The organism is Pseudomonas sp. FBCC-B1565 (genome assembly GCF_059133265.1).
Map to the genome: position 1 here is coordinate 2307059 of NZ_CP101438.1, position 22830 is coordinate 2329888.

The following is a 22830-nucleotide window of genomic DNA, read 5'->3' on the forward strand; positions in this document are numbered from 1 at the left end:
TCAGACCCCCAACTCTTGACGCTGGCGCTTCAAGTGCTCCGGCATCTCTTTATAGACGTCCTCGAACATGGTCGCGGCGCTTGGAATCTGGCCGCCGGCCAGGGTGCCGTACTGTTCGGCCTGTTTTTGCGCGGCAATCACTTCGGCTTCAAGTTCTGCACTGACCGCCGCATGCTCCTCTTCGGACCACTGGCCAATCCTGATCAGGTGCTGCTTGAGGCGGGCGATCGGGTCGCCCAGGGGGAAGTGGCTCCAGTCGTCGGCGGGGCGGTATTTGGAAGGATCATCAGATGTGGAATGCGGACCGGCGCGGTAGGTGACCCACTCGATCAGCGTGGGCCCGAGGTTGCGGCGCGCACGCTCGGCAGCCCAGGCGGAAGCAGCGTACACCGCGATGAAGTCGTTGCCGTCCACGCGCAGAGAGGCGATGCCGCAACCGACGCCGCGTCCGGCGAAGGTCGTTGCTTCACCACCGGCAATCGCCTGGAAGGTGGAGATGGCCCACTGGTTGTTGACTACGTTGAGGATCACTGGCGCACGGTACACATGGGCGAAGGTGAGGGCGGTGTGGAAGTCGGATTCGGCGGTGGCGCCGTCACCGATCCAGGCGGAGGCGATCTTGGTATCGCCCTTGATCGCCGAGGCCATGCCCCAGCCCACGCCTTGTACGAATTGGGTGGCGAGGTTGCCGGATATGGTGAAGAAGCCGGCGTCCTTGACCGAATACATGATCGGCAACTGGCGGCCCTTGAGCGGGTCGCGCTCGTTGGACAGCAACTGGCAGATCAGGTCCACCAGTGGCACTTCGCGAGCCATCAGGATGCTTTGCTGGCGGTAGGTGGGGAAGCACATGTCGTCGATGTTCAAGGCCAGGGCCTGGGCGCTGCCGATGGCTTCTTCGCCAAGGCTCTGCATGTAGAACGACATTTTTTTCTGACGCTGGGCGACCACCATGCGGTTGTCGAAGATCCGCGTCTTGAGCATGGCGCGCATGCCTTTGCGCAGGATCTCCACCGGGATGCCTTCAGCCCACGGGCCGAGGGCCTGGCCCTGGTCGTCGAGCACGCGGATCAGGCCCTTGGCCAGGTCGGCGGTGTCGGCGGGTTCTACGTCGATGGCGGGTTTGCGCACGGTGCCTGCGTCGGTCAGGCGCAGGTAGGTGAAGTCGGTCTTGCAGCCTGGGCGGCCCGAGGGTTCAGGGACGTGCAGGCGCAGTGGTTCATACTGCTGGGTCATGGCTTTCTACGCTCTATCTTGTGAATTTCTTGTAGTGGGCGCGCTAGCTGACAGTCAGTCCCCGGGTAGGGGAAATCTTGTCCTACAACAATCATAGGCGTGGCGTAGAAGAATATTTATCTCTGTTTCGTTGCGCTCAGGATCATTTGCGGATAAAAAAACTGCATAAACATAATAAACAGGTGATTTTGTCTCATGCGCAAACTGGACCGTACCGATATCGGCATTCTCAACGCCCTGCAGGAGAATGCACGGATCACCAACGCCGACCTGGCCCGCTCGGTCAACCTGTCGCCCACGCCGTGTTTCAACCGGGTCAAGGCGATGGAAGAACTGGGCTTGATTCGCGACCAGGTCACGCTGCTGGACGCCGACCTGCTGGGGCTGCACGTCAATGTGTTCATCCACGTGAGCCTGGAAAAGCAGAACGAGCTGGCGTTGCAGCAGTTCGAAGGGGCGATTGCGGACCGCCCGGAAGTGATGGAGTGCTACCTGATGGCCGGCGACCCGGACTACCTCATCCGGGTATTGGTGCCGACGATCCAGTCGCTGGAGCGCTTCATGATGGATTTTTTGACCAAGGTGCCAGGCGTCGCCAATATCCGCTCCAGTTTTGCACTTAAACAAGTTCGATATAAAACAGCGCTGCCGTTACCACGGGATGGACTAATGGTATGAATATCGGAGAGTCGCAACAGCCGTTAATTATGATGGTTAGCTAAGCAATGATCTGCGTCATGTTTATTTGCCACTATTCATAAAAAAATGCGTAAGTAGTCACGTTTTTTTCACACTCGGTTAAACAAAGTTGTACCCGTAAGGCCGTGTTCGACACGGCCAAGGGGAAGGGTGAGCCGAGATGTCCATGAGAGCCTTGAAGTTGAACTTTCGTACCACATTGTGCTTCGGTGTGGTGTGTTTCCTGCTGTTAATACAAGGTGCGATGACGCTGATAAAAGTCGATAAGGTTTATTCATCGACGGTCGAAATAGAAAACAATTGGCTGCCCAGTATTCGCCTGGCCGGCCAGATAGATTCGACGTTTTACAAACTTCGCCTGGACCTGCGGCGTTACGCCATGGAATACGCGGACAAGGACCCTGCCTCCCTGGAAAAACTCAAGGCGGTTCGCGCCGAAGTGCTGCAAGTTGCCGAGCATTATGGAACGCTGGTATCGAGCCCCGAGGAGCGTACCAAGTACGACCAGGCACTGAGTGAGATAAAAAACTACAGCCAGAAGATGGATGAATTCCTCGCGCAAGCCTCCAGCTTTTCCGCGGAACAAATGGCGGTGTATTTGCGCGACGTCAACGGCCCCATTGCTCGCCAAGTGCAGGCCTCCATCAGCGATTTGATTGCGATCAATGAACAGGGCTCGAAGACCGCGGTGCAAGCCGCCGCCAGTGAGCATGATGCGGCGCGGTTGTTCACATGGGTGTTGATGGCCAGTTCGGTGTTGATCGCCGTGGTGGTGGCCCGCTTGCTGACCCGCAGCATTATCAATCCGGTGCGGGAGCTGCTGGTGTCGACCGGCAAGATTGCCGACGGCGATTTGCGTGTGGCCATTACCATCAGCGGCAATGACGAACTGACCGAGCTGCAAAAGTCGACCGCTACCATGCAGATGAACCTGAAAAGCACGTTGCAGCATATCTCGGAGGCGTCCGGGCAGTTGGCGTCGGCAGCCGAGGAGATGAGTGCGATCACCCGGGAGTCCACTGCCGGCATTGAGCGCCAAAGCCTGGAGACGGATCAGGCCGCCACGGCGGTCAACCAGATGACGGCAGCGGTCGAGGAGGTGGCAAGGAATGCGGTGTCTGCGTCCCAGTCGACGCAGGACTCCCAGCGTTCGGCAAGCGTGGGGATGGAGCGGGTGACGCAAACCATCGCCTCGATTGAAAAGTTGAGCTCCACGGTGCAGCAAACCGGGGTGGAAGTTGAAGGGCTGGCCAAACAGGCCCAGGACATCGCCCGGGTGGTCGAGGTGATTCGCTCCATCGCCGAGCAGACCAATCTGCTTGCGTTGAACGCAGCGATTGAAGCGGCGAGGGCGGGAGAACAGGGCCGAGGCTTTGCGGTGGTCGCCGATGAAGTGCGGGCGCTGGCCCACAGGACGCAAACATCGACCCAGGAAATCGAACAGATGATTGCGAAAATCCAGAGCTGTTCGAGCGAAGCGGTGGCCTCCATGGTCCTCAATCGCAATGAAGCGGTGGACTCGTTGAAGGTTGCCCATGAAGCCGGCGTGGCGATCACCCAGATCACCCAAGCCATTACCGACATCAATGAGCGTAACCTGATGATTGCAACCGCGTCGGAAGAACAGGCGCAGGTGGCGCGTTCCGTCGACCAGAACCTGATCAGCATCCGCGACCTGTCCATCCAGAGTTCGTCGGCCGCCGGTCAGACATCGGTGGCCAGCCAGGAACTGTCCAGGCTCGCCGTGGACTTGAAACAGATCGTGGCGAAGTTTGCAGTGAGTTGATCGCCAAGCAGGTCATGCCTTGGGGGGGATGATACATGCTGAAGTGCATTGCTTGTTCCCAGGTGATCCTGGGGATGTACCTGCACAAACTGGACGGGCCATGGATCGGCCATGGGTTCTGGAAGAGCAGCTTTTTGTTGGACCGTGAAGAGGACCGGCAGCGTTTGTTGACGTCGCAGGTCCAGCGGGTCTGGATCGATACCGCAAAAGGCTGCGACGAACCACAACCGGCCCCAGCGGCGCCGGTCACCGTCAAACAACCTGCCACACCGCGTCCTGTGGTGCCAGCCCCCTCAGAGATGAAAGCGGAGGTGGCGCGTGCCGTGAAGGTGTGTGCGGTTGCCAAGCGTGCCGTGATCAGTATGTTCAGTGACCTGCGCATGGGGCGCGCGGTGGAGGTTCGTCAAGTGGCCAGCCTGGTGGAGGACATCTCCCGCTCTATGCTGCGCCATCCCCATGCCTTGCTCAGCCTGGTGCGCCTGAAAAAGGCCAATGAATACACTTACATGCATTCTGTCGCGGTCAGTGGCTTGATGATCGCGCTGGCGCGGCAATTGAACCTGTCGCCGGAGTTGGTCCAGGAAGCCGGGTTGGCCGGGCTGTTTCATGATGTTGGGAAAATGGCCATTCCCGAGCAGATCTTGAGCAAGCCGGCCGGGCTGACCGAGACGGAGTTCTGCACCGTACGTCAGCATCCGGTGGAAGGCGCGCAGATGTTGCGGCTATGCCCGCAGATCAGCGCCCTGGTGCTGGATGTGTGCCTGCATCACCATGAAAAAGTCGACGGCAGCGGCTATCCCCTTGGCCTGGCGCAGGACCAGATCAGCCTGTTCGCGCAAATGGGCGCGGTATGCGATGTCTATGATGCGATCACCTCGGAGCGCCCCTACAAACATGGGTGGGGGCCCGCGGAGGCGATCCAGAAAATGGCCGAATGGAAGGGACACTTCGATGCCCGGGTGTTCCAGGCGTTTGTCCGTTGCGTGGGTATTTACCCGGTCGGCGCCTTGGTGCGCCTGGAAAGCGGGCGCATTGGCGTGGTTGTCGAACAAAGCCCTACGTCGCTGCTGACGCCCAAGGTCAAGGTGTTCTTTTCGGCACGTTCACGCTTGCCGATTTCCCAGTCGGTGGTGAACCTGGCTGAGCAACCGGACAAGATCATCAGCCGTGAAAGCGCCGAGGAGTGGGGCTTCAAGCATATCGACGAATTGTGGTCGGGGCTTGCGCCCTCCAAGTCGTCGTACTTCGAGTAAGCGCGATTCAGAGCTGGTTGAGCGGAATCTTCAGGTACACCACACCGTTATCTTCGGCGGGGGGCAGGTTGCCCGCCCGCACATTCACCTGGATCGCCGGCAGCAACAGCGTCGGCATGCCCAGCCCGGCGTCGCGCTTGGTGCGCATTTCTACAAACGCCGCTTCATCCACGCCGTCATGCACATGGATATTGCCTGCGCGCTGCTCGGCCACGGTGGTCCGGCATTTGGCCTCGCGACCTTCGGGCGGGTAGTCATGGCACACGTACAACTCGGTTTCCACTGGAAAGGCCAGCAACTTGCGCATCGATGCATACAACTGCCGTGCATCCCCTCCCGGGAAATCACAGCGGGCGGTACCGACATCCGGCATGAACAGCGTGTCGCCCACCAGGATCAATCGGCCGTCGATCAGGTAGGCCATGTCCGCCGGCGTATGCCCTGGCACATGCAGTGCCTGGGCCTTGAGGTTACCGATATGAAACACCTCATTCGGTGCAAACAGGTGGTCGAACTGCGAGCCATCCACACGGAACTCCGGCTCCAGGTTGAACAGGTGCTTGAACACGCCCTGGACTTTACTGATGGACTGGCCAATCGCGATCTTGCCGCCCAGGGTACGGCGCAGGTAGGGCGCGGCGGACAGGTGGTCGGCGTGGGCGTGGGTTTCCAGCAGCCACTGCACCTGCAAAGCGTGCTCGCGCACAAAGGCGATCACGTTATCGGCCTGGGCGGTATCGGTACGCCCCGAGGCCGGGTCGTAGTTGAGTACTGAGTCGACAATGGCACACGGGCCGCCGTCGGTTTCATAGACGACGTAGGTGTAGGTCGACGATGCCTCGTCCAGAAAGGCTTGAATCAACGCTGGCATGGCGGACGTCCCCGATGAAGAAAAAAGTAGTTACAATCAGTTTACGTTTTCACATAATGTTTTGAGCTTAAGTGACACAAAGGACCCGAGGCAAATGGAATCTACTCTGAGTGAAGGCGAAGTTGCCCAGTTGCGCGCATCGGCGTCCAAGGCCTGTTCCTTGCTCAAGGCCCTGGCCAATGAGGACCGCTTGCTGATCCTGTGCCAGTTGACCCAGGGCGAGCGCAATGTCGGCGAGCTGGAAGCCCTGACCGGTGTGCGCCAACCCACGCTGTCACAACAGTTGGGCATCCTGCGCGACGAGGGGTTGGTGGCCACTCGTCGGGAAGGCAAATACATTTTCTATGGGCTGGCCAGCCATGAAGTGATTCAAGTGATGAAGACCCTGTCCGGCCTGTATTGCGGCGCGGTCATAAAAAGCTGGGCGTGACGCCATCCGGCAGCGACCCTTGTGTGCATGTATTACAAAGGCGATAGACCATGACCGACCAACACTGGGGCCCTACCATCAGTGGCGATATCGTAGTCATCGGCGGCGGCTCGGCGGGCATTGGCCTGCTGGCCAGCCTGCTCAAGCGCGACCCCCACCTGCATATCACCCTGATCGAACCGAGCGACCACCACTGCTACCAGCCCGCCTGGACCCTGGTGGGCGGCGGTGCCTACGACGTGAAAAAGACCCGCCGCCCACTGGCCGACGTGTTGCCCAATGGTGTCACCTGGGTACAGGCCGCCGTCAGCGAACTGCTGCCGGACGAGCAGACCCTGGTGCTCGACAGCGGCCAGCGCGTCACCTGGAACAACCTGATCGTCTGCCCCGGCCTGCGCCTGGCCTGGGAGAAGGTCGAGGGGCTGCAAGACACCCTGGGCAAACATGGCGTCACGTCCAACTACAGTTACCAGCACGCTGCTTACACCTGGCAGTTGGTGCAGCAACTCAAGGGCGGCAAGGCGATCTTCACCCAGCCGGCGATGCCGATCAAATGCGCGGGTGCGCCGCAAAAAGCCATGTACCTGTCCTGCGATCACTGGCTCAAACAGGGCACGCTGAAACACATCGACGTCGAATTCAACCTGGCCGGCGCCGCGCTGTTCGGGGTGGCGACCTTTGTGCCGCCGCTGATGAAGTACGTGGAAAAGTACAACGCCCGCCTGGCATTCAATGCCAACCTGGTGAAAGTCGACGGCCTAGCCCGCAAGGCCTGGTTCGAAGTGAAGGACACCGAGGGCAACGTCCGCATCGAAGAGAAAGCCTTCGACCTGCTGCACGTGGTCCCACCCCAAGTGTCGCCGGATTTCATCCGCCAGAGCCCACTGGCCGACGCCGGCGGTTGGTGTGAGGTGAACCCCCATAGCCTGCAGCACCTGCGCTATCCGCATATCTTCGGCCTGGGCGACGTGTGCGGCACCACCAACGCCAAGACCGCCGCAGCGGTGCGCAAGCAAATCGTGGTGGTTGCCGAAAACCTGCTGGCCCTGCGCAAACAGGCGCCGTTGCCGCTCAAATACGACGGCTACGGCTCCTGCCCGCTGACGGTGGAGAAGGGCAAGGTGGTGCTGGCCGAGTTCGGCTATGGCGGCAAGCTGCTGCCGACCTTTCCCCTGGACCCGACCCAGGCGCGTCGCTCGATGTGGTTCCTCAAGGCGACTCTGCTGCCGTGGTTCTACTGGAACGGCATGCTCAAGGGCCGCGAATGGCTGACCCGCCTGAGCAAGGTGGACTGAATGCTGCTCGCCAGTGTGTTGGGATTGTTGATGGGCCTGGTCATGGGGCTGACCGGCGCCGGTGGCGGCATCCTCGGGGTGCCGGCGCTGGTGCTGGGCCTGGGCTTGAGCATGACCCAGGCCGCGCCGGTGTCGTTGCTCGCCGTGGGCGCGGCGGCGGCGGTAGGGGCGGTCGATGGTTTGCGCCATGGCCTGGTGCGTTATCGCGCCGCGTTGCTGATCGCCTTGCTCGGCGCGCTGTTTTCGCCGGTGGGGGTGTACCTCGCCCACCAGTTGCCGGAAGCCCTGTTGATGGGGCTGTTCAGTGCATTGATGGTGCTGGTGGCCTGGCGCATGTTGCAGCGCGAAAAACGCGAGGCCGGGCCGAGTGATCACGGGACCGCCTCCTGGGGCCAGAAGAACTGCATGCTCGACCAGCAGACCGGGCGCCTGGCCTGGACCGCCAAATGTAGCGCGACCCTGGCCGCCCTCGGCGCGGTGACCGGCGCGGTGTCCGGCCTGCTGGGTGTGGGCGGCGGCTTCCTGATCGTGCCAGCGTTCAAGCAGCTCACCGACGTGCAGATGCGTGGCATCGTTGCCACCTCCCTGATGGTAATCAGCCTGCTGTCGTTGATCGGCGTGGCCGGCGCGCTGCATGCCGGTGTGCGCATCGAGCCGGTGGGTTGGGTGTTTATCGCCGCGAGTATCGTCGGCATGCTGGCCGGTCGGCGTCTGTGTTCGGTGATCCCCGCGCGTGCCTTGCAGGTCGGTTTTGCCGGCCTGTGTGTCGTGGTGGCCGTGGGCATGTTGGTCAAGGCCGGTCTTACATCCTAAGTGCCGGGCCTGGACTAAACCGAACTTGCCGGGCACCCGCTGCCCCTCCAAAGCATCCGCAAATCAGGGCCAAGGCAGCGTATGCCATGGCCCACCGCCTTTTGATAATCGCCTCCGACATCAAGTCCCCGCTGCGTCTGTTGCCTGCCTTTATCCTCGGCCTGGGCTTCAGCCCATTCGCCGACGCCGAAATCATGTTGTACGACAAGGACGAAACCACCTTCTCCACCGATGGCTACATCAACGCCTTTCCACCGTGGCCTCCGTCACCTCCAAGGGCCTGGGCTACGGCGTGCAGGCGAAGATGGGCGGTTTGCCGCTGACCGGTTCGGGGTTCCAGGCCAAGGGCATCAACCCGTTTTTCACTAACAATGCCGGGGAGGCCACGTTGCGCAACGTCGACAGCAATGGCTACCTGGTACAAGGCTCGTACAAGGTCGGCAAGAACCGCCTGGCCCTGTCCTACGGCAAGACCAAGGACGACGGCAATGGCATGGTAGCCATCTGAAATGCAATCAAAATGTGGGAGGGGGCTTGCCCCCGATAGCGGTGGATCAATCACTCATGCATCGACTGACACCCTGCAATCGGGGGCAAGCCCCCTCCCACATTGGATCCCCATTGGCTTTTGAGAGAGTGGTCTTGAAAGCCTCATCCCATCGAATCCCCCACCCAGTACCCAAGTAGCATAGGTCCACGTCCTGGCCCTTCGTACACTGATGCTTCAGAGGGGGAGGCAACGATGCACAACAGTGAAGGCGTAGTCAGCGCCATGTCCCAGGCCACCGATGCCGGGCAGGCCGCCGAGGAATTGGCCCAGCAACTGCTGCACCCGTACCTGGGTTTTGTGCTGTTTTTCTGTTCCGCGTCCTACGACCTCCAGGCCCTTGGCCAGGCCCTGCAACAGTGCTTCGGCAAGGTGCGTGTGGTCGGCTGCACCAGCGCCGGCGAGATCACGCCCCAAGGCTACGGTCGCAACTGCATCACGGCGGTGGGCTTCAACCATGCGCACTTTTCCATCGCCACGGAGCTGATCGATCAGGTCGAGCACTTCAGCCTGATCGGTGCCCAGGACATGGTCGAGCGTCTGGTCGGCGGCTGTCGCAGCAATACCCTGGCGCCGATCAAGGGCAACACGTTTGCGCTGACCCTGCTTGACGGCCTGTCCAGCCGCGAAGAAATGGTCCTCGCCGCCCTTAGCGCGGCTCTTGGGGATATCCCGCATTTCGGCGGTTCGGCCGGTGACGACAACTTCCTCACCCACACCCACGTGTACTTCAACGGCGTGTTCCACAGCGGCGCGGCGGTGGTGATGCTGGTCAACACCTGGCTGGATTTCGAGGTGTTCACCACCCACCATATCCTGCCGCGCACGGAAAAGCTGGTGGTGACCGGCGCCGACAGCCCGTCACGCCGCGTGTTCGAGCTCAACGCCGAGCCCGCCGCCGAAGAGTACGCGCGGCATATCGGCGTGGCGGTGGCCGACCTCGACCACCGCACGTTCGCCGCCCACCCGCTGGCGGTGCGTATCCACGACCAGTACTACGTGCGCGCTATCCAGCAGGTGCATGAGGACCTCAGCCTGAGTTTCTACTGCGCGGTGGAAAACGGCATCGTGCTGACGGTCATGACGCCCGGCCCGCTGCTGCCGAACTTGCAGGCGCTGTTCGACGGCCTGCAAGCGCGCCTCGGCGACCTGTTGCTGACCATCGGCTGCGATTGCTTTTTGCGCCGCCTGGAGTTGGAAGACAACGGCACCCTCGAACAGCTTGGCGGTTACTTGCGGGACCAGCGAGTTATGGGTTTCAACACCTACGGAGAACAGTTCAATGGCATGCACATCAACCAGACGTTCACCGGGGTCGCCATTGCCCGAGGCCGGCGCTGACCTGCCCGCTCAACTGGCCCGGCTGCAACAGGACAACCACAAGCTGGCGCGGATCAATGCGGCGCTGATCGAGCGCATCGAGTCCGGCATGCCCCAGGGCAACAACCCCTACGCCACCTTCCAGCATTCGGTGGTGCTGGCCGAGCAAGTGCGCGAGCGCACCGACGCGCTGAACCAGGCGATGGCCGAACTCAAGGCCAGCAACCACCTGCTGATCAACGCCCGGCTGCGCGCCGAAACCCTGCGTGGCGAACAGGCGGCGGCGCAGAAAGCCCAGGAGAGCGAGCGCTGGATCCGCCTGATCACCGACAACGTGCCGGCGCTGATCGGCTATCTGAATGCCGATCTGGTCTATGAGTTCACCAACAAGGTCTATGAAGAATGGTACTGCTGGCCGCGCGGCATGATGCTTGGGCAGAGCCTGCGCGAAGTGCACAGCGAGCAGCATTGCCAGCGCCTGGATGCCTACGTCGCCCGTGCCTTGGCGGGGGAGAGCGTGACCTTTGAGTTCGCCGAAACCAACATCAACCACCAGGAACGCTACATGCTGCGCTCCTATGTACCGAACATGCTGGCCAGTGGCGAGGTGGTGGGGATCTTCGTGTTGATCCGCGATATCACCGAACGCCGCCGCACGGCCGAAGCCTTGCACCAGGCCTACCAGCATCTGGAACAGCGCGTGGCCCAGCGCACCTCGGAGCTTACGTCGCTCAATGACCAACTGCTCAAGGAAATCGACGAGCGCCGGCGCATGGAAACCCGCCTGCGCGAAGCCAAGCTCGAGGCCGAGCAGGCCAACCTGTCGAAAACCAAGTTTCTCGCCGCCGTCAGCCATGACCTGTTGCAACCGTTGAATGCGGCGCGGCTGTTCACCAGTGCCTTGCTGGAACGCCCCAGCGAAGCCCTGGTGCGCAATGTGAGCAACTCCCTGGAAGACGTGGAAAACCTGCTGGGGACCCTGGTGGATATTTCCAAACTGGATGCTGGCGTGATCAAGGCCGATATCGCGCCGTTCGCCTTGAGTGAATTGCTCGACAACCTCGCCGCCGAGTACACCCAACTGGCCCGCGCCGAAGGCTTGGCGCTGCACTTTGTCGGCTGCTCCGCGTTGGTGCGCAGCGACATCCAGTTGCTGGCGCGGATCCTGCGCAACCTGCTCAGCAATGCCATTCGCTACACCTACCAGGGGCGGGTGGTGCTGGGTTGCCGGCGTCAGCAGCAGCGCCTGTTGATCCAGGTGTGGGACAGCGGCATGGGGATTGCGCAAGAGCGCTTGGAGGAAATTTTCCAGGAGTTCAAGCGCGGCGACGTGCAGCGACCGGACCAGGACCGCGGCCTGGGCCTGGGCCTGGCCATCGTGGAAAAGATCGCCGGGATACTCGGCCATCGCATCAGCGTCAGATCCTGGCCGGGCAAAGGCTCGATGTTCTCGGTGGAGGTACCGTTGAGCGCCACGGCCCCCAAGTCGCTGCCGGCGTCTTCCATGAGCGAGCCGTTGCTCGAGCGCCTGCAAGGTGCCCGGGTGTGGGTGCTGGATAACGACGCGGCGATCTGCGCGGGTATGCGTACCTTGCTCGAAGGCTGGGGCTGCCGGGTGATCACGGCGCTGTCGGAACAGGACCTGGCGCGGCAGGTGGACAACTACCATGCCGAGGCGGACCTGTTGATTGCCGATTACCATCTGGACGACGACCAGAACGGCGTGGACGCCGTGGCCCGCATTAACGCCCGGCGCGGGAGCGCGGTGCCGGCGTTGATGATCACCGCCAACTACAGCAATGAATTGAAGCAGCAGATCCGTGAGTTGGGGCATACCTTGATGCACAAGCCCGTCAGGCCCATGAAGCTGAAAACCGCCATGAGCCACCTGCTCAGCCGGCCCTGACAAAATGCAGATCAAAATGTGGGAGGGGGCTTGCCCCCGATAGCGGTGGATCAGTCAATGCATGTGCTGACTGACACTCTGCCATCGGGGGCAAGTCGAGTCGTCGCACCGCCCCTCCCACAGTTGATTTGTGGTGTGTCAGACCGTCAGCGGCGCAGGTACGAGCCGAAATCGATATCTCCGGCACTGAGTATCGCCTGCACGCGGTTATGCACATTCAACTTGCGCAAAATCGCCGACACATGGGCCTTCACCGTGGTCTCGGCAATCTCCAGCGTATAGGCGATCTGCTTGTTCGACTCACCCTTGGTCATCCGCTCCAACACCAGCAGCTGCTTGCGTGTCAGCGCCTGCAACAGCTCGGGGGCAAACCCAGGGCTGTCGTTCATGCGCCGCTGCCCGGTGTTTTTCTGGGTACGGATGATGTCCGGCGGCAGGTACACATTGCCGTTGAGAATCTGCTGGATCGCCTCGGTCATTTGCAGGCGCGGTGATGACTTGGTGATAAAGCCCACCGCGCCGTAGGTGATAGCTTGCAGCACGATCTGTTTGTCCTGCTCGGCCGAGACGATCACCACCGGAATGGTCGGCGACTCGTTGCGCAGGTTGATCAGGCCGTTGAGGCCGTGCATGCCGGGCATGTTCAGGTCCAGCAGGATCAGGTCGAGGTCGTCATGTTCCTGGGTCAGCGCAAGGGCGCTGTCCAGGTCGGCGGTCTCCATCACGTCGCTGCCGGGGAAACCGTCGCTGATAACGTTGTGGATCGCCTCGCGAAACAGCGGGTGATCGTCGGCAATCAGAATTTTGTACATGGCCGTTCACCTTCTTGTTGTGGTTTTTTATTCAAAGGGTTCGGGTGTCGCAGCCATCACTGGCAGGTTTGCCGCTTCCCATGCGTCCAAGCCATCGCGGTACCAATACACAGTGGTATAGCCCAGGTTGGCGGCCCGTTTTACCGCGTTCCAACTCAGCCAGCAATCGGCGCGGCAGTAGAACACCAGCGGGCGGGCCAGGTTGCCGCCCGTGTACTTGTACAGGTGGCGCACAAAGTAACCTTGCCACTCGGGCGTGAGGTCGCCGTCGCCGGTATTGGCCAGCCAGTGACTGCCGGGCAGGTTGGCGTGGGGCTGGTCTTCGATGAAGCGGCCCTGTAGCCACGGGCGGCGGTACACGTCGATCAGTACCGGTGCGGGCGTCTGGGTCAACAGGGTTTGCAGGGCAGGGGTGTCGACGATGATCGCCCCGGGCAGTTGATCGGGCGTGGGGCTGCGGTACAGGCTGGTGCGGTAGCCATCGGCGGAAAACAGTGGCGTGTCGGCCTGTACGTACGTGATGAACAGGCACAACAGTGCCGCAAGGGGCAGTCGAGCGGGCAGCATGGCGGATCCAATCCTTATCGTTATGCGCCCATTACACGCCAGTCCTGCTGCCTTGGGAATGCGACGATAGACAGCAAAACCAGTACCAAAGTAGTAGGTCCCATTGGTCCCCGGGGTTCTAGCATGGCCAGAGGCACCGCCATTGGAGGCACTATGAATATCCTGCTGGTCGATGATCACGCCGTGGTCCGCCTGGGTTACGCCGGGCTATTGCGCAGCGGGCTGCCCGGTGTGGTGGTGCGCGAAGCGGCGAGTGGCGAGGATGCCTTGGCGCGGGTGCACGAAGCGGTGCCAAACCTGGTGATCATCGGCTTCGGCCTGCCGGGGATCAGCGGCCTGGAAACCACCCGCCGCCTGCGCCAGCGCCTGCCGCAATTGCGCGTGCTGTTTTTCAGCCAGCATGCTGAGTTGCCCCTGGTGCGCCAGGCGTTGGAGGCCGGTGCGTCAGGCTACCTGACCAAAAGCGCGTTGCCGGCGGTGATGCTGGACGCGGTCGAGCGCATTCTTGACGGCCACACCTATATCGAACAGGACCTGGCCACCCAGCTGGCGTACCACCCCACCGACCGGCGCCTGCAAAGCATGACCCAGCGTGAACTGGAGATTTTCCTGATGCTCGCCAAGGGCACCCCGGCGCGTGCGATTGCCGCCCAGCTGAGTATCAGCAGCAAGACCGTGTCCAATCACCTGACCTTGCTCAAGAGTAAGTTGCAGGTGAGTTCCCATGCCGAGTTGGTGCATTTGGGTATCGACATGGGGGTGGTGCGGGTGGCGGGTTAACGGTCCCAGGTGGTCGGGCAGTCCTTGCAACCTTCCATGTTCGCATCCTGGAAATTCGCATAGTGCTGGCGGCTGCCGGTGAGGGTGGCTTTCTCCAGGTTGCTTTCGCCGAACTTGGCTTCTTGCAGGTTGGCGTCGCTGAGGTCGGCGCCTTGTAGGTCGGCCTTGCTCAGCCAGGTCATTTCCAGGTCGGCCGCCCGCAGGTTGGCCTGGTGCAGCTTCGCCCCCGACAACCGGGCAAATTGCAGGTAGGCGGCGCTGAGGTTGGCGTTTTCAAATTGTGCGCCCTGGGCAAACAGCCCCCAGCCTTGCACGGCCATCAGCGTGGCACCGGTGAAATCCGCCAGGCGCATGTTGGCTTGTTGCAGGCTGGCGCGGGTCAGGTTGGCGCCTTGCAACTGGGCTTTTTCCAGGTTGGCCAGGTCGAGGTTGGCGTGGCGCAGGTCTGCGTCGCGCAGGTCGGCGCCGGCCAGGTTCATTTTGCTTAAGTCTTGATTGCTCAGGTTGGCGCCCTTGAGGTGGGCGCCGGGGCATTGGCTGTGTTCGGCAATGGTACAGCCGTTGATGACCAGGGGGGCGTCGTCGCCCTCGTCGGCGTGAGCCAAGGGCAGGGATAGCAGGATTAAAAAGGGCAGATATTTCATCGCGAGACCTCTGGGGATCCTGGGGTGAGCGGGCTTGCTGTGGTGAGCGGGCTTGCCCCGCGTTGGGCTGCGCAGCAGCCCCAAAACCTGACGGCTCGTTGGGGCTGGAGAAAAGCCGGGGGCCGCTTCGCAGCCCAACGCGGGACAAGCCCGCTCGCCACAAAGGATGACCCCGGCATATAGGGTGAGGTTACTTCTGAGCGGTTTTCAGGTCCCAGCTCGGGATCTTGAACACCCAGAACGACCCACCCTGTGCCACCGGCTTGGTCAGCTCCGCCATGTCGCCGCCCCACAACGGCACCGCGCCGCCGTAGCCGACTGTCACGCCGATATACTGCTCGCCATCCTGTTCCCAGGTGATCGGCGGCGAGACGATGCCGCTGCCGGTCTGGAATTTCCACAGCTCCTTGCCGGTCTTCGCGTCGAAGGCCTTGAAGAAGCCATCGCCGGTGCCGGTGAACACCAGGTTGCCCTTGGTCGCCAGTACGCCGGCCCACAACGGCAGGTGTTCCTTGTGCTCCCACACCACCTTGCCGGTGGTCGGGTTCATCGCCCGCAGGGTACCGACGTGGTCGTCATACATACGCTTGATGCGAAAGCCCATGCCCAGGTACGCCGAGCCCTTCTTGTAGTTGACCTCTTCGGTCCAGTACTCCTCTTTCCACTGGTTGCCCGGGATGTAGAACAGCCCGGTGTCCTGGCTGTAGGCCATTGGGTTCCAGTTCTTGCCACCCAGGAACGGCGGCGAGACTTCCACCGGCTTGCCCTTGGTTTCGCCCGGCAATGGCTTGGCTGGACGCTGGCCTTCGTTTTCCACGGGGCGGCCGGTCTTCAGGTCGATGTGGCTGGCCCAGGTGATGTTGTCGACGAACGGGAAGGCGTTCTGCAGCTTGCCGTTGTTGCGGTCGACCACATAGAAGAAGCCGTTGCGGTCGGCGTGGCCGGTGGCCTTGATGACCTTGCCATCCTTGTCCTTGTAGTCGAACAGCACCAGTTCGTTGTTGCCGGAGAAGTCCCAGGCGTCGTTCGGGGTATGTTGGTAGAACCATTTCACTTCGCCGGTGCTGGGGTCGACGCCGACCTGGCCGGAGGTGTAGAGGCTGTCGAAATCGTGGGGGTTGCCGTCCTTCGATGTACGCGCCCAGGTGTTCCACGGGCCGGGGTTGCCGGCGCCAACGATGATGGTGTTGGTCTCGGCATCGAAGCTCGCACTCTGCCAAGGCGCGCCGCCGCCGTGGCTCCAGGCCTCGACCTTGCCGGTTTCGGTGGTCGGGTCATCCGGCCACGAAGGCGCCTTGACGTCGCCGGTCGGGGTGCTGTCCTTGCCGTTCAGGCGGCCCATGTGGCCTTCCACGAACGGGCGCATCCACACCTCTTCGCCGGTGTCCGGGTCGCGCGCATACAGCTGGCCAACCACGCCGAATTCATCGCCGGAGCTGCCGTGGATCAGCAGCACCTTGCCGGTCACCTTGTCTTTGATCAGCACCGGGGCGCCGGTCATGGTGTAGCCGGCGGCGTGGTCGCCGAATTTCTTGTTCCACACCACTTTGCCGGTGTTCTTGTCGAGGGCGATCAGGCGCGCGTCGAGGGTGCCGAAGTAGATCTTGTCGCCGAAGATCGCCGCGCCGCGGTTGACCACGTCGCAGCACGGGCGAATGTTGTCGGGCAGGCGGTGGTTGTAGGTCCACAGGCGTTTGCCGGTCTTCGCATCAAGGGCGAACACCCGGGAATAGGAGCCGGTGACGTAGACCACGCCGTCGCTGACGATGGCCTGGGATTCCTGGCCGCGCTGCTTCTCATCGCCGAACGAATAGGACCAGGCCGGCGTGAGCTTGAACACGTTCTTGTCGTTGACCTGGGCCAGCGGACTCCAGCGCTGGGCGTTGGTGCCCATGCCGTATTGCAGCACGTCCTTGGTGGTCAGGTGGTCGTTGGCGATGTCTTCCCAGGTGACGTTGCGGGTCTGTTTGGCAGGCTCGGCGGCGGCGAAGCTGGCCGCACTCAAGGACAGGCTGCCGACCAGCAGGAAGGCCTGCACGGCAAGGCTCAGCGGCGAGAGGGCGGGTAGCGATCTTATTGTCATGGTTGCAGTTCCCAGTGGAGGTTTTGGCTTGCACAGGGTGCGATGTGAACGCCGTGGCGAATACGGAAAAAGTCCCGGTGTTGCCGGGACAATTTCCCGAACCGCCTCTGATTTAGCAGTGCCCCACAAGGTCTGCTACCAACGGATGAGAGCCCGCCCACCAAAGCAGCATACGGGTCCTGCCGGGTGCTTCCTAAGATGGTTGCCATAGCCTCTGCCAAGAGGTTTTGCGTGCACTCCCGAGGGAAAAAATAATGACAACAAAACGCAACGCCTTGATCACCGCCTGCCTGCTCGCCGGTGCAATCAGTACAGGTTCCGCCTGGGCCCACGGCAACGTGACGCCCACCGCCGTGGAAACCAAAGGCCTCACCCCGATCAAGGACGCCGGCGTACCGCTGGACGCCGATGGCTGGGCCGCCACCAACCCCTATCGCACCACACCCGAGCATGACAAGGCGGTGGAGGTCGGTGCGTCGGCCTACAACCAGAACTGCGCGGCGTGCCATGGCCTGGAAGCCAAGTCCGGTGGCATCGCTCCCGACCTGCGCATGCTCGATGCCGGCGACGCCGGCGATGAATGGTTTGTGGAGCGCGTGCGCCACGGCGCCGTGCGCGATGGCCGGGTGTACATGCCGAAAATGGCCGACTACCTCAGCCAGGAAGCCCTGTGGGCGGTGCGTACCTACCTCGACAGCGTGCACGTCGAGGAGTAAGCCATGGGCCTGCGCGGGTGGTGGTTGTGCTGTGTGCCGATGCTGGCCTGGGGCGCGCCCGTGGACCCGGTGCCCTCGGTGATGTGGGCCTACTATCACCAGCGCTTTCTCGACAATGCACCGTTTGTTTTCGACGAGCGGGTGAAGCTCCTGGCGCCGCCGTTCGCCGAGGATGCGCGCCAGGTGCCGCTGGAGATCGACGCCCGCGCCTTCAAGGGGGACGTGGTGAAGATCCTTGCCTGGGCCGAGCTGAACCCGCTGCCGCAGATCGTCGATTTCCAGCCGTTGGGGCCAGTACTGCCGTGGCTGTCGCTGCGGATTCGTATCGAACAGGCCACGCCGTTGCGTGCAGCGGTGCTCACCCGGGATGGCATGTGGCATGTCGGCTCGGCCCTGATCGATGCCGCCGGTGGCGGCTGCACCGCGCCCAGCGTGGTGCGCACCCAACCCGGCTGGGAAGAACACCTGGGCGAAGTGCTCGGCGGCCGTTACCCGCGTGCCGAGTTCAGCCGCGTGAAACTGCAAGTTGCCCATCCGATGGATAACGGCATGATCAGCGGTATTCCCGAATTCTTTATCCATCAGGCCGAGCTGCGTGGCGCAGATAACCAACTGCTGGCACGCCTGGAACTGTTCCCCGCCGTCAGCGAAAACCCCAGCCTGGCCTTCGACATCGAAGGCCGCGAGCCCACGCGCCTGACCCTGCGCGACACCAGCGGCAGCCAGTTCGAGGCGACCATCCCATGAACTTGCGCTGGATTCTGCTGTGGCTGCTGCTGTTCAGCCTGCCGGTGCTGGCGGACCTGGATTACGCCCTCACGCCCCGCTTGATCGCCGACAACACCTGGCTGCTGGAAGGCAGCACCGACAATTTCGCCAAGGACAATGGCGGCAATATCGTCAATGTCGGGTTCATCGTCACCGAGCCCGGCGTGGTGGTGATCGACACCGGGCCGTCCAGGCGCTACGGCGAAGCCCTGCGCCAGGCCATCGCCCGTGTCACCGACAAACCGGTGATCCAGGTGCTGCTGACGCACCACCATCCCGACCATGCGCTGGGTAACCAAGCCTTCAAGGACGTGCCGATTGGCGCCCTGGCCGGTACCCAGGATTTGCTGCATGAGCAGGGCGACAGCATGGCCGAGAACCTGTACCGCATGGTCGGCGACTGGATGCGCGGCACCGAAGTGGTACTGCCCGGCGAAACGCTGCAGCCCGGTGTGAAAAACTTCGGCAGCCACGACCTGCAACTGCTGCAACTGCGCGGGCACACCGGCGCCGACCTGGCGATCCTCGACCGCAAGACCGGCGTGCTGTTTGCCGGCGACCTGGTGTTCTACCAACGTGCGCTTACCACGCCCCATTCACCGGGGCTGGCGATCTGGCTGGCGGACATCGCCACCCTGCAAGGCTTGCCCTGGATCCTGATCGTGCCCGGCCACGGCCCCGTTGCGACCGACGCCAAACCCTTCGAACAGATGCGCGACTACCTCACCTGGCTTGATCAACTGCTGCGCGACGCTGCGGCACAGGGCAGCGACATGCCCGAGCTGATCCGCAGCCCGATCCCCGAGCGTTTCGCGGGCATCAACCTGAGCCGCTATGAACTGACCCGCAGCGTGACCCACCTGTACCCGCACTACGAACGCACCCAGATGCAGCCCATCAACACCCAACAATAAGCAGAGGCCTCACCATGATCTACGCCCAACCTGGCACCCCCGGCGCCATCGTCAGCTTCAAGCCGCGCTACGGCAATTACATCGGCGGTGAGTTCGTCGCGCCGATCAACGGTGAGTACTTCACCAACACCTCGCCAGTCACCGGTGACGTCATCGCCGAGTTCCCGCGTTCCAGCGCCGCCGATATCGACAAGGCCCTCGACGCCGCCCACGCCGCCGCCGATGCCTGGGGCAAGACCTCGGCCCAGGACCGCGCCCTTGTACTGCTGAAAATCGCCGACCGTATCGAGCAGCACCTGGAAGTGCTGGCCGTGGCCGAGACCTGGGACAACGGCAAGGCCGTGCGCGAAACCCTCAACGCCGACGTGCCCCTGGCCGCTGACCATTTCCGCTACTTCGCCGGGTGTATCCGTGCCCAGGAAGGCGGGGCCGCCGAGATCAACGAGCACACAGCGGCTTATCATTTTCACGAACCATTGGGCGTGGTCGGGCAGATCATCCCGTGGAACTTCCCATTGCTGATGGCGGCGTGGAAACTCGCGCCAGCACTCGCCGCGGGTAACTGCATCGTGCTCAAGCCGGCCGAGCAGACGCCGTTGTCGATCATGGTGTTCGCCGAGCTGATCGGCGACCTGCTGCCGCCCGGCGTGCTGAACATCGTGCAGGGTTTTGGCCGCGAAGCGGGGGAGGCGCTGGCCACCAGCAAACGCATCGCCAAGATCGCCTTTACCGGTTCCACCCCGGTGGGCGCGCACATCATGCATGCGGCGGCCGAGAACATCATTCCGTCCACCGTCGAGCTGGGCGGCAAGTCGCCGAACATCTTCTTCGAGGACATCATGAGCGCCGAGCCTGCGTTTATCGAAAAGGCGGCCGAAGGTCTGGTGCTGGCGTTCTTCAACCAGGGCGAAGTGTGCACCTGCCCCTCGCGGGCGCTGGTGCAGGAGTCGATCTACGAGCCGTTCATGGCCGAGGTGATGAAGAAGATCGTCAAGATCAAGCGCGGCAACCCGCTGGACACCGAGACCATGGTCGGCGCCCAGGCCTCGGAGCAGCAATACGACAAGATCCTGTCCTACCTGAAGATCGCCCAGGAGGAGGGCGCGGTGCTGCTCACCGGCGGCGCAGCCGAGCGCCTTGAAGGCGACCTGTCCAGCGGCTATTACATCCAGCCGACCCTGCTCAAGGGCCACAACAAGATGCGTGTGTTCCAGGAGGAAATCTTCGGGCCGGTGGTGGGCGTGACCACCTTCAAGGACGAAGCCGAAGCCCTGGCGATTGCCAATGACAGCGAGTTCGGCCTGGGCGCCGGCCTGTGGACCCGCGACATCAACCGCGCCTACCGCATGGGCCGGGCGATCAAGGCCGGTCGCGTGTGGACCAACTGTTATCACCTGTACCCGGCGCATGCGGCGTTTGGCGGGTACAAAAAATCGGGCGTCGGGCGTGAGAACCACAAGATGATGTTGGATCATTACCAACAGACCAAGAACCTGCTGGTGAGCTACGACATCAACCCGCTGGGTTTCTTCTAGACCTGACTGGAATGCTGTCCAATGTGGGAGGGGGCTTGCCCCCGATAGCGGTATGAAGTGCGCCCCAAAAGTTGGACACCCATCCAACTCCTGGGGCTTTTTCATGAGCAAGTACACGACGCAATTCAAGCTTTCCGCCATTACTGCCTTTCTTGAGCGAGGTCGCGGCTTTCGTCGCATCGCCGCTCAATTTCAAATGGACCCCACCCTGCTTCGCCGTTGGGTGGAGGCTTACCGGTTGCACGGCGAGACCAGTCTGAGCAGTACTGGTGGACGCTACAGTGCTTTGTTTAAGTTCTCCGTCCTACAGCGCATGTGGCGTGACTCCCTTTCCCTGCGCCGCGCAGCAGCGCTTTTCAATCTGGGTGACTCTACCCAAGTGGGAAGATGGCAGCAGCAGTATTACAGTGGCGGCATTGAAGCCCTGGCCCCAGGGAAAAAAGGACGGACCACCGCGATGCCCAAGCCACCTGCGAAACCTCGTAAACCTGCCGGCACACTCACCAAAGAGGAACTTGCACATAAAGCCCTGCTTGATGAGCTTCAATACTTGCGCATGGAGAACGCCTACCTAAAAAAGCTTGGGGAGTTAGGCGAGGCAGTGATGAGGCGAGAGAAAGAAGCGAAGAAAAAGCTCGAATAGTCACCGAACTGAGGCAAGACTTTCCCTTGAGTGACTTGCTCAAACTGCTGGGCCTTGCGCGAAGTACGTACTACTACCAACTCAAAATCATGGACACTGCAGACCGATTTTCCTCGGTAAAAGCCTCTATCCAGAGCCTTCAGGAAGAGCATGAAGGGCGCTTGGGTTACCGTCGTATGACTTTAGAACTACGTAAAGAAAGGCCGCCGATCAACGGCAAAACGGTACGGCGACTGATGGGAGTGCTGGGTCTGAAATGCACAGTACGACCGAAGAAATACAGAGCGTATAAAGGGCCGATGGGAGAGGTCTCGCCAAATAAATTGGCTCGCCAGTTCGAGGCTGAACACCCGAATCAAAAATGGGTGACGGATATCACCGAGTTCAAAGTAGCTGGAAAAAAGCTGTATCTGTCTCCAATTTTAGACTTGTACAACGGAGAGATCGTGGCTTATCAGACAGCCATGCGCCCTCAATACGCTTTGGTTGGCGACATGCTGGACCAAGCGTTTAAGCGCTTGCCCGAGGGAGCAAAGCCAATGCTGCACTCGGATCAAGGCTGGCATTATCGATACTCAAAGTACCGGGAACGACTGGAAAGAGAGGGCGTGGAACAGAGCATGTCACGCCGAGGAAACTGCTATGACAATGCCACAATGGAGAGTTTCTTTGGCACGTTGAAGTCAGAGTTTTATTATCGGGAACGCTTCGATAGCGTGGCCCAGTTGCAAGCCGGACTCGATAAATACATCCATTACTACAATCATAAACGAATCAAAACCAAGCTTGGCGGACTGAGCCCTGTAGAATACAGAGCCCGGTCCGCTAAGGCCTAGACAATAACTGTCCAGCTTTTGGGGCGCACTTCAGTATGCCAGTGACCTACATATTGACTGACACACTGCCATCGGGGGCAAGCCCCCTCCCACATTTTGGTCTCTGCACATTCGCGACTAATGCAGTGCGCTTAATACTTCGAAAGTAGCATTCGCTACCCCATCCCCCCATGCATTAATGACCCCACCGGAATCTTCCGGCCCAACCCGAGGACTGCCCCCATGTGGACCAAACCTGCATTTACCGACCTGCGTATCGGCTTCGAAGTGACCATGTACTTCGCCAGCCGTTGATCGCGGGCGCTGTCGGAAGGATGCCTCTTTGGTCTGATTGCATTCGCAGCCGGATCGGTTAGTGTGGAGCGCATTCTTCCAA

21 protein-coding genes and 1 pseudogene are annotated in these 22830 nt (G+C 61.4%); 16 read left to right on the forward strand and 6 right to left on the reverse strand.

From position 1 onward, the window contains the following. On the reverse strand, window positions 1-1236 hold the full coding sequence (locus tag NL123_RS10950; RefSeq protein ID WP_494357756.1) for a 3-methyl-2-oxobutanoate dehydrogenase (2-methylpropanoyl-transferring) subunit alpha: 1236 nt from the start codon (window positions 1234-1236) through the stop codon (window positions 1-3). A 195-nt stretch (window positions 1237-1431) separates the two neighbouring features. On the opposite strand from NL123_RS10950, the gene bkdR reads away from it, so the two are divergent. The 3 genes from bkdR (at window position 1432) to NL123_RS10965 (ending at window position 4974) form a co-directional block, all read left to right on the forward strand. Beyond that, on the forward strand, window positions 1432-1914 hold the full coding sequence (bkdR, locus tag NL123_RS10955) for a Bkd operon transcriptional regulator BkdR (RefSeq protein ID WP_058426744.1): 483 nt from the start codon (window positions 1432-1434) through the stop codon (window positions 1912-1914). A gap of 181 nt (window positions 1915-2095) precedes the next feature. Beyond that, a complete protein-coding gene (locus NL123_RS10960) occupies window positions 2096-3721 on the forward strand; it encodes a methyl-accepting chemotaxis protein (protein ID WP_494357757.1) in 1626 nt (541 codons plus the stop codon). Between the two features lie 35 nt (window positions 3722-3756). Continuing rightward, window positions 3757-4974: a cyclic di-GMP phosphodiesterase gene (locus tag NL123_RS10965; protein WP_494357758.1), complete on the forward strand. Its 1218-nt coding sequence runs from the start codon at window positions 3757-3759 to the stop codon at window positions 4972-4974. Between the two features lie 7 nt (window positions 4975-4981). Here NL123_RS10965 and NL123_RS10970 read toward each other — a convergent pair whose 3' ends face one another. Further along, complete coding sequence (locus NL123_RS10970; protein ID WP_494357759.1) at window positions 4982-5845, reverse strand: MBL fold metallo-hydrolase; 864 nt, start codon at window positions 5843-5845, stop codon at window positions 4982-4984. Between the two features lie 94 nt (window positions 5846-5939). Between NL123_RS10970 and NL123_RS10975 the strand changes: the two genes are divergently transcribed. The 6 genes and pseudogenes from NL123_RS10975 (at window position 5940) to NL123_RS11000 (ending at window position 12156) form a co-directional block, all read left to right on the forward strand. Further along, window positions 5940-6275 (forward strand): ArsR/SmtB family transcription factor, encoded by a 336-nt coding sequence (locus NL123_RS10975; RefSeq protein ID WP_005789341.1) that lies wholly within the window; start codon window positions 5940-5942, stop codon window positions 6273-6275. Between the two features lie 50 nt (window positions 6276-6325). After that, window positions 6326-7570: an NAD(P)/FAD-dependent oxidoreductase gene (locus NL123_RS10980; protein ID WP_494357760.1), complete on the forward strand. Its 1245-nt coding sequence runs from the start codon at window positions 6326-6328 to the stop codon at window positions 7568-7570. Continuing rightward, window positions 7571-8383: a sulfite exporter TauE/SafE family protein gene (locus tag NL123_RS10985; protein ID WP_248482551.1), complete on the forward strand. Its 813-nt coding sequence runs from the start codon at window positions 7571-7573 to the stop codon at window positions 8381-8383. Window positions 8384-8636: 253 nt separating this feature from the next. After that, a pseudogene (locus NL123_RS10990) lies at window positions 8637-8879 on the forward strand (porin); the annotation flags it as partial. A gap of 246 nt (window positions 8880-9125) precedes the next feature. Next, window positions 9126-10271 carry a nitric oxide-sensing protein NosP gene (nosP, locus tag NL123_RS10995; protein ID WP_494357761.1) on the forward strand — a complete coding sequence of 382 codons (1146 nt, stop codon included), beginning with the start codon at window positions 9126-9128 and terminating at the stop codon, window positions 10269-10271. Then, complete coding sequence (locus NL123_RS11000) at window positions 10213-12156, forward strand: PAS domain-containing hybrid sensor histidine kinase/response regulator (RefSeq protein ID WP_494357762.1); 1944 nt, start codon at window positions 10213-10215, stop codon at window positions 12154-12156. The genes nosP and NL123_RS11000 overlap by 59 nt, the downstream gene beginning before the upstream one ends. Window positions 12157-12302: 146 nt before the next feature. Here the strand turns inward: NL123_RS11000 and NL123_RS11005 are convergent, their stop codons facing one another. Next, window positions 12303-12968, reverse strand: a complete 666-nt coding sequence (locus tag NL123_RS11005; protein ID WP_058427587.1) for a response regulator transcription factor — start codon at window positions 12966-12968, stop codon at window positions 12303-12305. A gap of 27 nt (window positions 12969-12995) precedes the next feature. Further along, window positions 12996-13535 (reverse strand): PQQ-dependent catabolism-associated CXXCW motif protein, encoded by a 540-nt coding sequence (locus NL123_RS11010; protein ID WP_248482547.1) that lies wholly within the window; start codon window positions 13533-13535, stop codon window positions 12996-12998. A gap of 153 nt (window positions 13536-13688) precedes the next feature. On the opposite strand from NL123_RS11010, the gene NL123_RS11015 reads away from it, so the two are divergent. Beyond that, complete coding sequence (locus NL123_RS11015; RefSeq protein WP_248482545.1) at window positions 13689-14315, forward strand: response regulator; 627 nt, start codon at window positions 13689-13691, stop codon at window positions 14313-14315. On the opposite strand, the gene NL123_RS11020 is transcribed toward NL123_RS11015, so the two are convergent. Both NL123_RS11020 and exaA read right to left on the reverse strand, forming a co-directional pair. After that, a complete protein-coding gene (locus NL123_RS11020; protein ID WP_248482543.1) occupies window positions 14312-14959 on the reverse strand; it encodes a pentapeptide repeat-containing protein in 648 nt (215 codons plus the stop codon). The two genes, NL123_RS11015 and NL123_RS11020, sit on opposite strands and share 4 nt — an antisense overlap. A gap of 190 nt (window positions 14960-15149) precedes the next feature. Then, window positions 15150-17042, reverse strand: coding sequence for a quinoprotein ethanol dehydrogenase (gene exaA, locus NL123_RS11025; RefSeq protein WP_494357763.1), 1893 nt, complete (start codon window positions 17040-17042; stop codon window positions 15150-15152). 254 nt (window positions 17043-17296) lie between these two features. Between exaA and pedF the strand changes: the two genes are divergently transcribed. The 6 genes from pedF (at window position 17297) to pqqA (ending at window position 22748) form a co-directional block, all read left to right on the forward strand. Continuing rightward, the gene (pedF, locus tag NL123_RS11030) at window positions 17297-17758 is read left to right on the forward strand and encodes a cytochrome c-550 PedF (RefSeq protein ID WP_248482539.1); all 462 of its coding nucleotides are present in this window, start codon (window positions 17297-17299) and stop codon (window positions 17756-17758) included. Window positions 17759-17761: 3 nt separating this feature from the next. After that, window positions 17762-18505, forward strand: coding sequence for a quinoprotein dehydrogenase-associated SoxYZ-like carrier (locus NL123_RS11035; protein ID WP_494357764.1), 744 nt, complete (start codon window positions 17762-17764; stop codon window positions 18503-18505). Between the two features lie 2 nt (window positions 18506-18507). Beyond that, window positions 18508-19440, forward strand: coding sequence for a quinoprotein relay system zinc metallohydrolase 1 (locus NL123_RS11040; RefSeq protein WP_494358297.1), 933 nt, complete (start codon window positions 18508-18510; stop codon window positions 19438-19440). A 14-nt stretch (window positions 19441-19454) separates the two neighbouring features. Next, window positions 19455-20975, forward strand: coding sequence for an acetaldehyde dehydrogenase ExaC (gene exaC, locus NL123_RS11045; RefSeq protein WP_494357765.1), 1521 nt, complete (start codon window positions 19455-19457; stop codon window positions 20973-20975). 103 nt (window positions 20976-21078) lie between these two features. Further along, a protein-coding gene (locus tag NL123_RS11050; RefSeq protein WP_494357142.1) for an IS3 family transposase occupies window positions 21079-22454 on the forward strand; the annotation gives its coding sequence in 2 pieces (ribosomal slippage) (window positions 21079-21579 and window positions 21582-22454; 1374 coding nt in all). Window positions 22455-22676: 222 nt separating this feature from the next. Beyond that, window positions 22677-22748: a pyrroloquinoline quinone precursor peptide PqqA gene (gene pqqA / locus NL123_RS11055; protein WP_010209364.1), complete on the forward strand. Its 72-nt coding sequence runs from the start codon at window positions 22677-22679 to the stop codon at window positions 22746-22748. Window positions 22749-22830: the final 82 nt, after the last annotated feature.

Bases quoted from the DNA above. Each gene is read 5' to 3' on its own strand.
- NL123_RS10950 (WP_494357756.1), bottom strand. From the start codon at position 1,236: ATGACCCAGCAGTATGAACCACTGCGCCTGCACGTCCCTGAACCCTCG.
- bkdR (WP_058426744.1), top strand. From the start codon at position 1,432: ATGCGCAAACTGGACCGTACCGATATCGGCATTCTCAACGCCCTGCAG.
- NL123_RS10960 (WP_494357757.1), top strand. From the start codon at position 2,096: ATGTCCATGAGAGCCTTGAAGTTGAACTTTCGTACCACATTGTGCTTC.
- NL123_RS10965 (WP_494357758.1), top strand. From the start codon at position 3,757: ATGCTGAAGTGCATTGCTTGTTCCCAGGTGATCCTGGGGATGTACCTG.
- NL123_RS10970 (WP_494357759.1), bottom strand. From the start codon at position 5,845: ATGCCAGCGTTGATTCAAGCCTTTCTGGACGAGGCATCGTCGACCTAC.
- NL123_RS10975 (WP_005789341.1), top strand. From the start codon at position 5,940: ATGGAATCTACTCTGAGTGAAGGCGAAGTTGCCCAGTTGCGCGCATCG.
- NL123_RS10980 (WP_494357760.1), top strand. From the start codon at position 6,326: ATGACCGACCAACACTGGGGCCCTACCATCAGTGGCGATATCGTAGTC.
- NL123_RS10985 (WP_248482551.1), top strand. From the start codon at position 7,571: ATGCTGCTCGCCAGTGTGTTGGGATTGTTGATGGGCCTGGTCATGGGG.
- nosP (WP_494357761.1), top strand. From the start codon at position 9,126: ATGCACAACAGTGAAGGCGTAGTCAGCGCCATGTCCCAGGCCACCGAT.
- NL123_RS11000 (WP_494357762.1), top strand. From the start codon at position 10,213: ATGGCATGCACATCAACCAGACGTTCACCGGGGTCGCCATTGCCCGAG.
- NL123_RS11005 (WP_058427587.1), bottom strand. From the start codon at position 12,968: ATGTACAAAATTCTGATTGCCGACGATCACCCGCTGTTTCGCGAGGCG.
- NL123_RS11010 (WP_248482547.1), bottom strand. From the start codon at position 13,535: ATGCTGCCCGCTCGACTGCCCCTTGCGGCACTGTTGTGCCTGTTCATC.
- NL123_RS11015 (WP_248482545.1), top strand. From the start codon at position 13,689: ATGAATATCCTGCTGGTCGATGATCACGCCGTGGTCCGCCTGGGTTAC.
- NL123_RS11020 (WP_248482543.1), bottom strand. From the start codon at position 14,959: ATGAAATATCTGCCCTTTTTAATCCTGCTATCCCTGCCCTTGGCTCAC.
- exaA (WP_494357763.1), bottom strand. From the start codon at position 17,042: ATGACAATAAGATCGCTACCCGCCCTCTCGCCGCTGAGCCTTGCCGTG.
- pedF (WP_248482539.1), top strand. From the start codon at position 17,297: ATGACAACAAAACGCAACGCCTTGATCACCGCCTGCCTGCTCGCCGGT.
- NL123_RS11035 (WP_494357764.1), top strand. From the start codon at position 17,762: ATGGGCCTGCGCGGGTGGTGGTTGTGCTGTGTGCCGATGCTGGCCTGG.
- exaC (WP_494357765.1), top strand. From the start codon at position 19,455: ATGATCTACGCCCAACCTGGCACCCCCGGCGCCATCGTCAGCTTCAAG.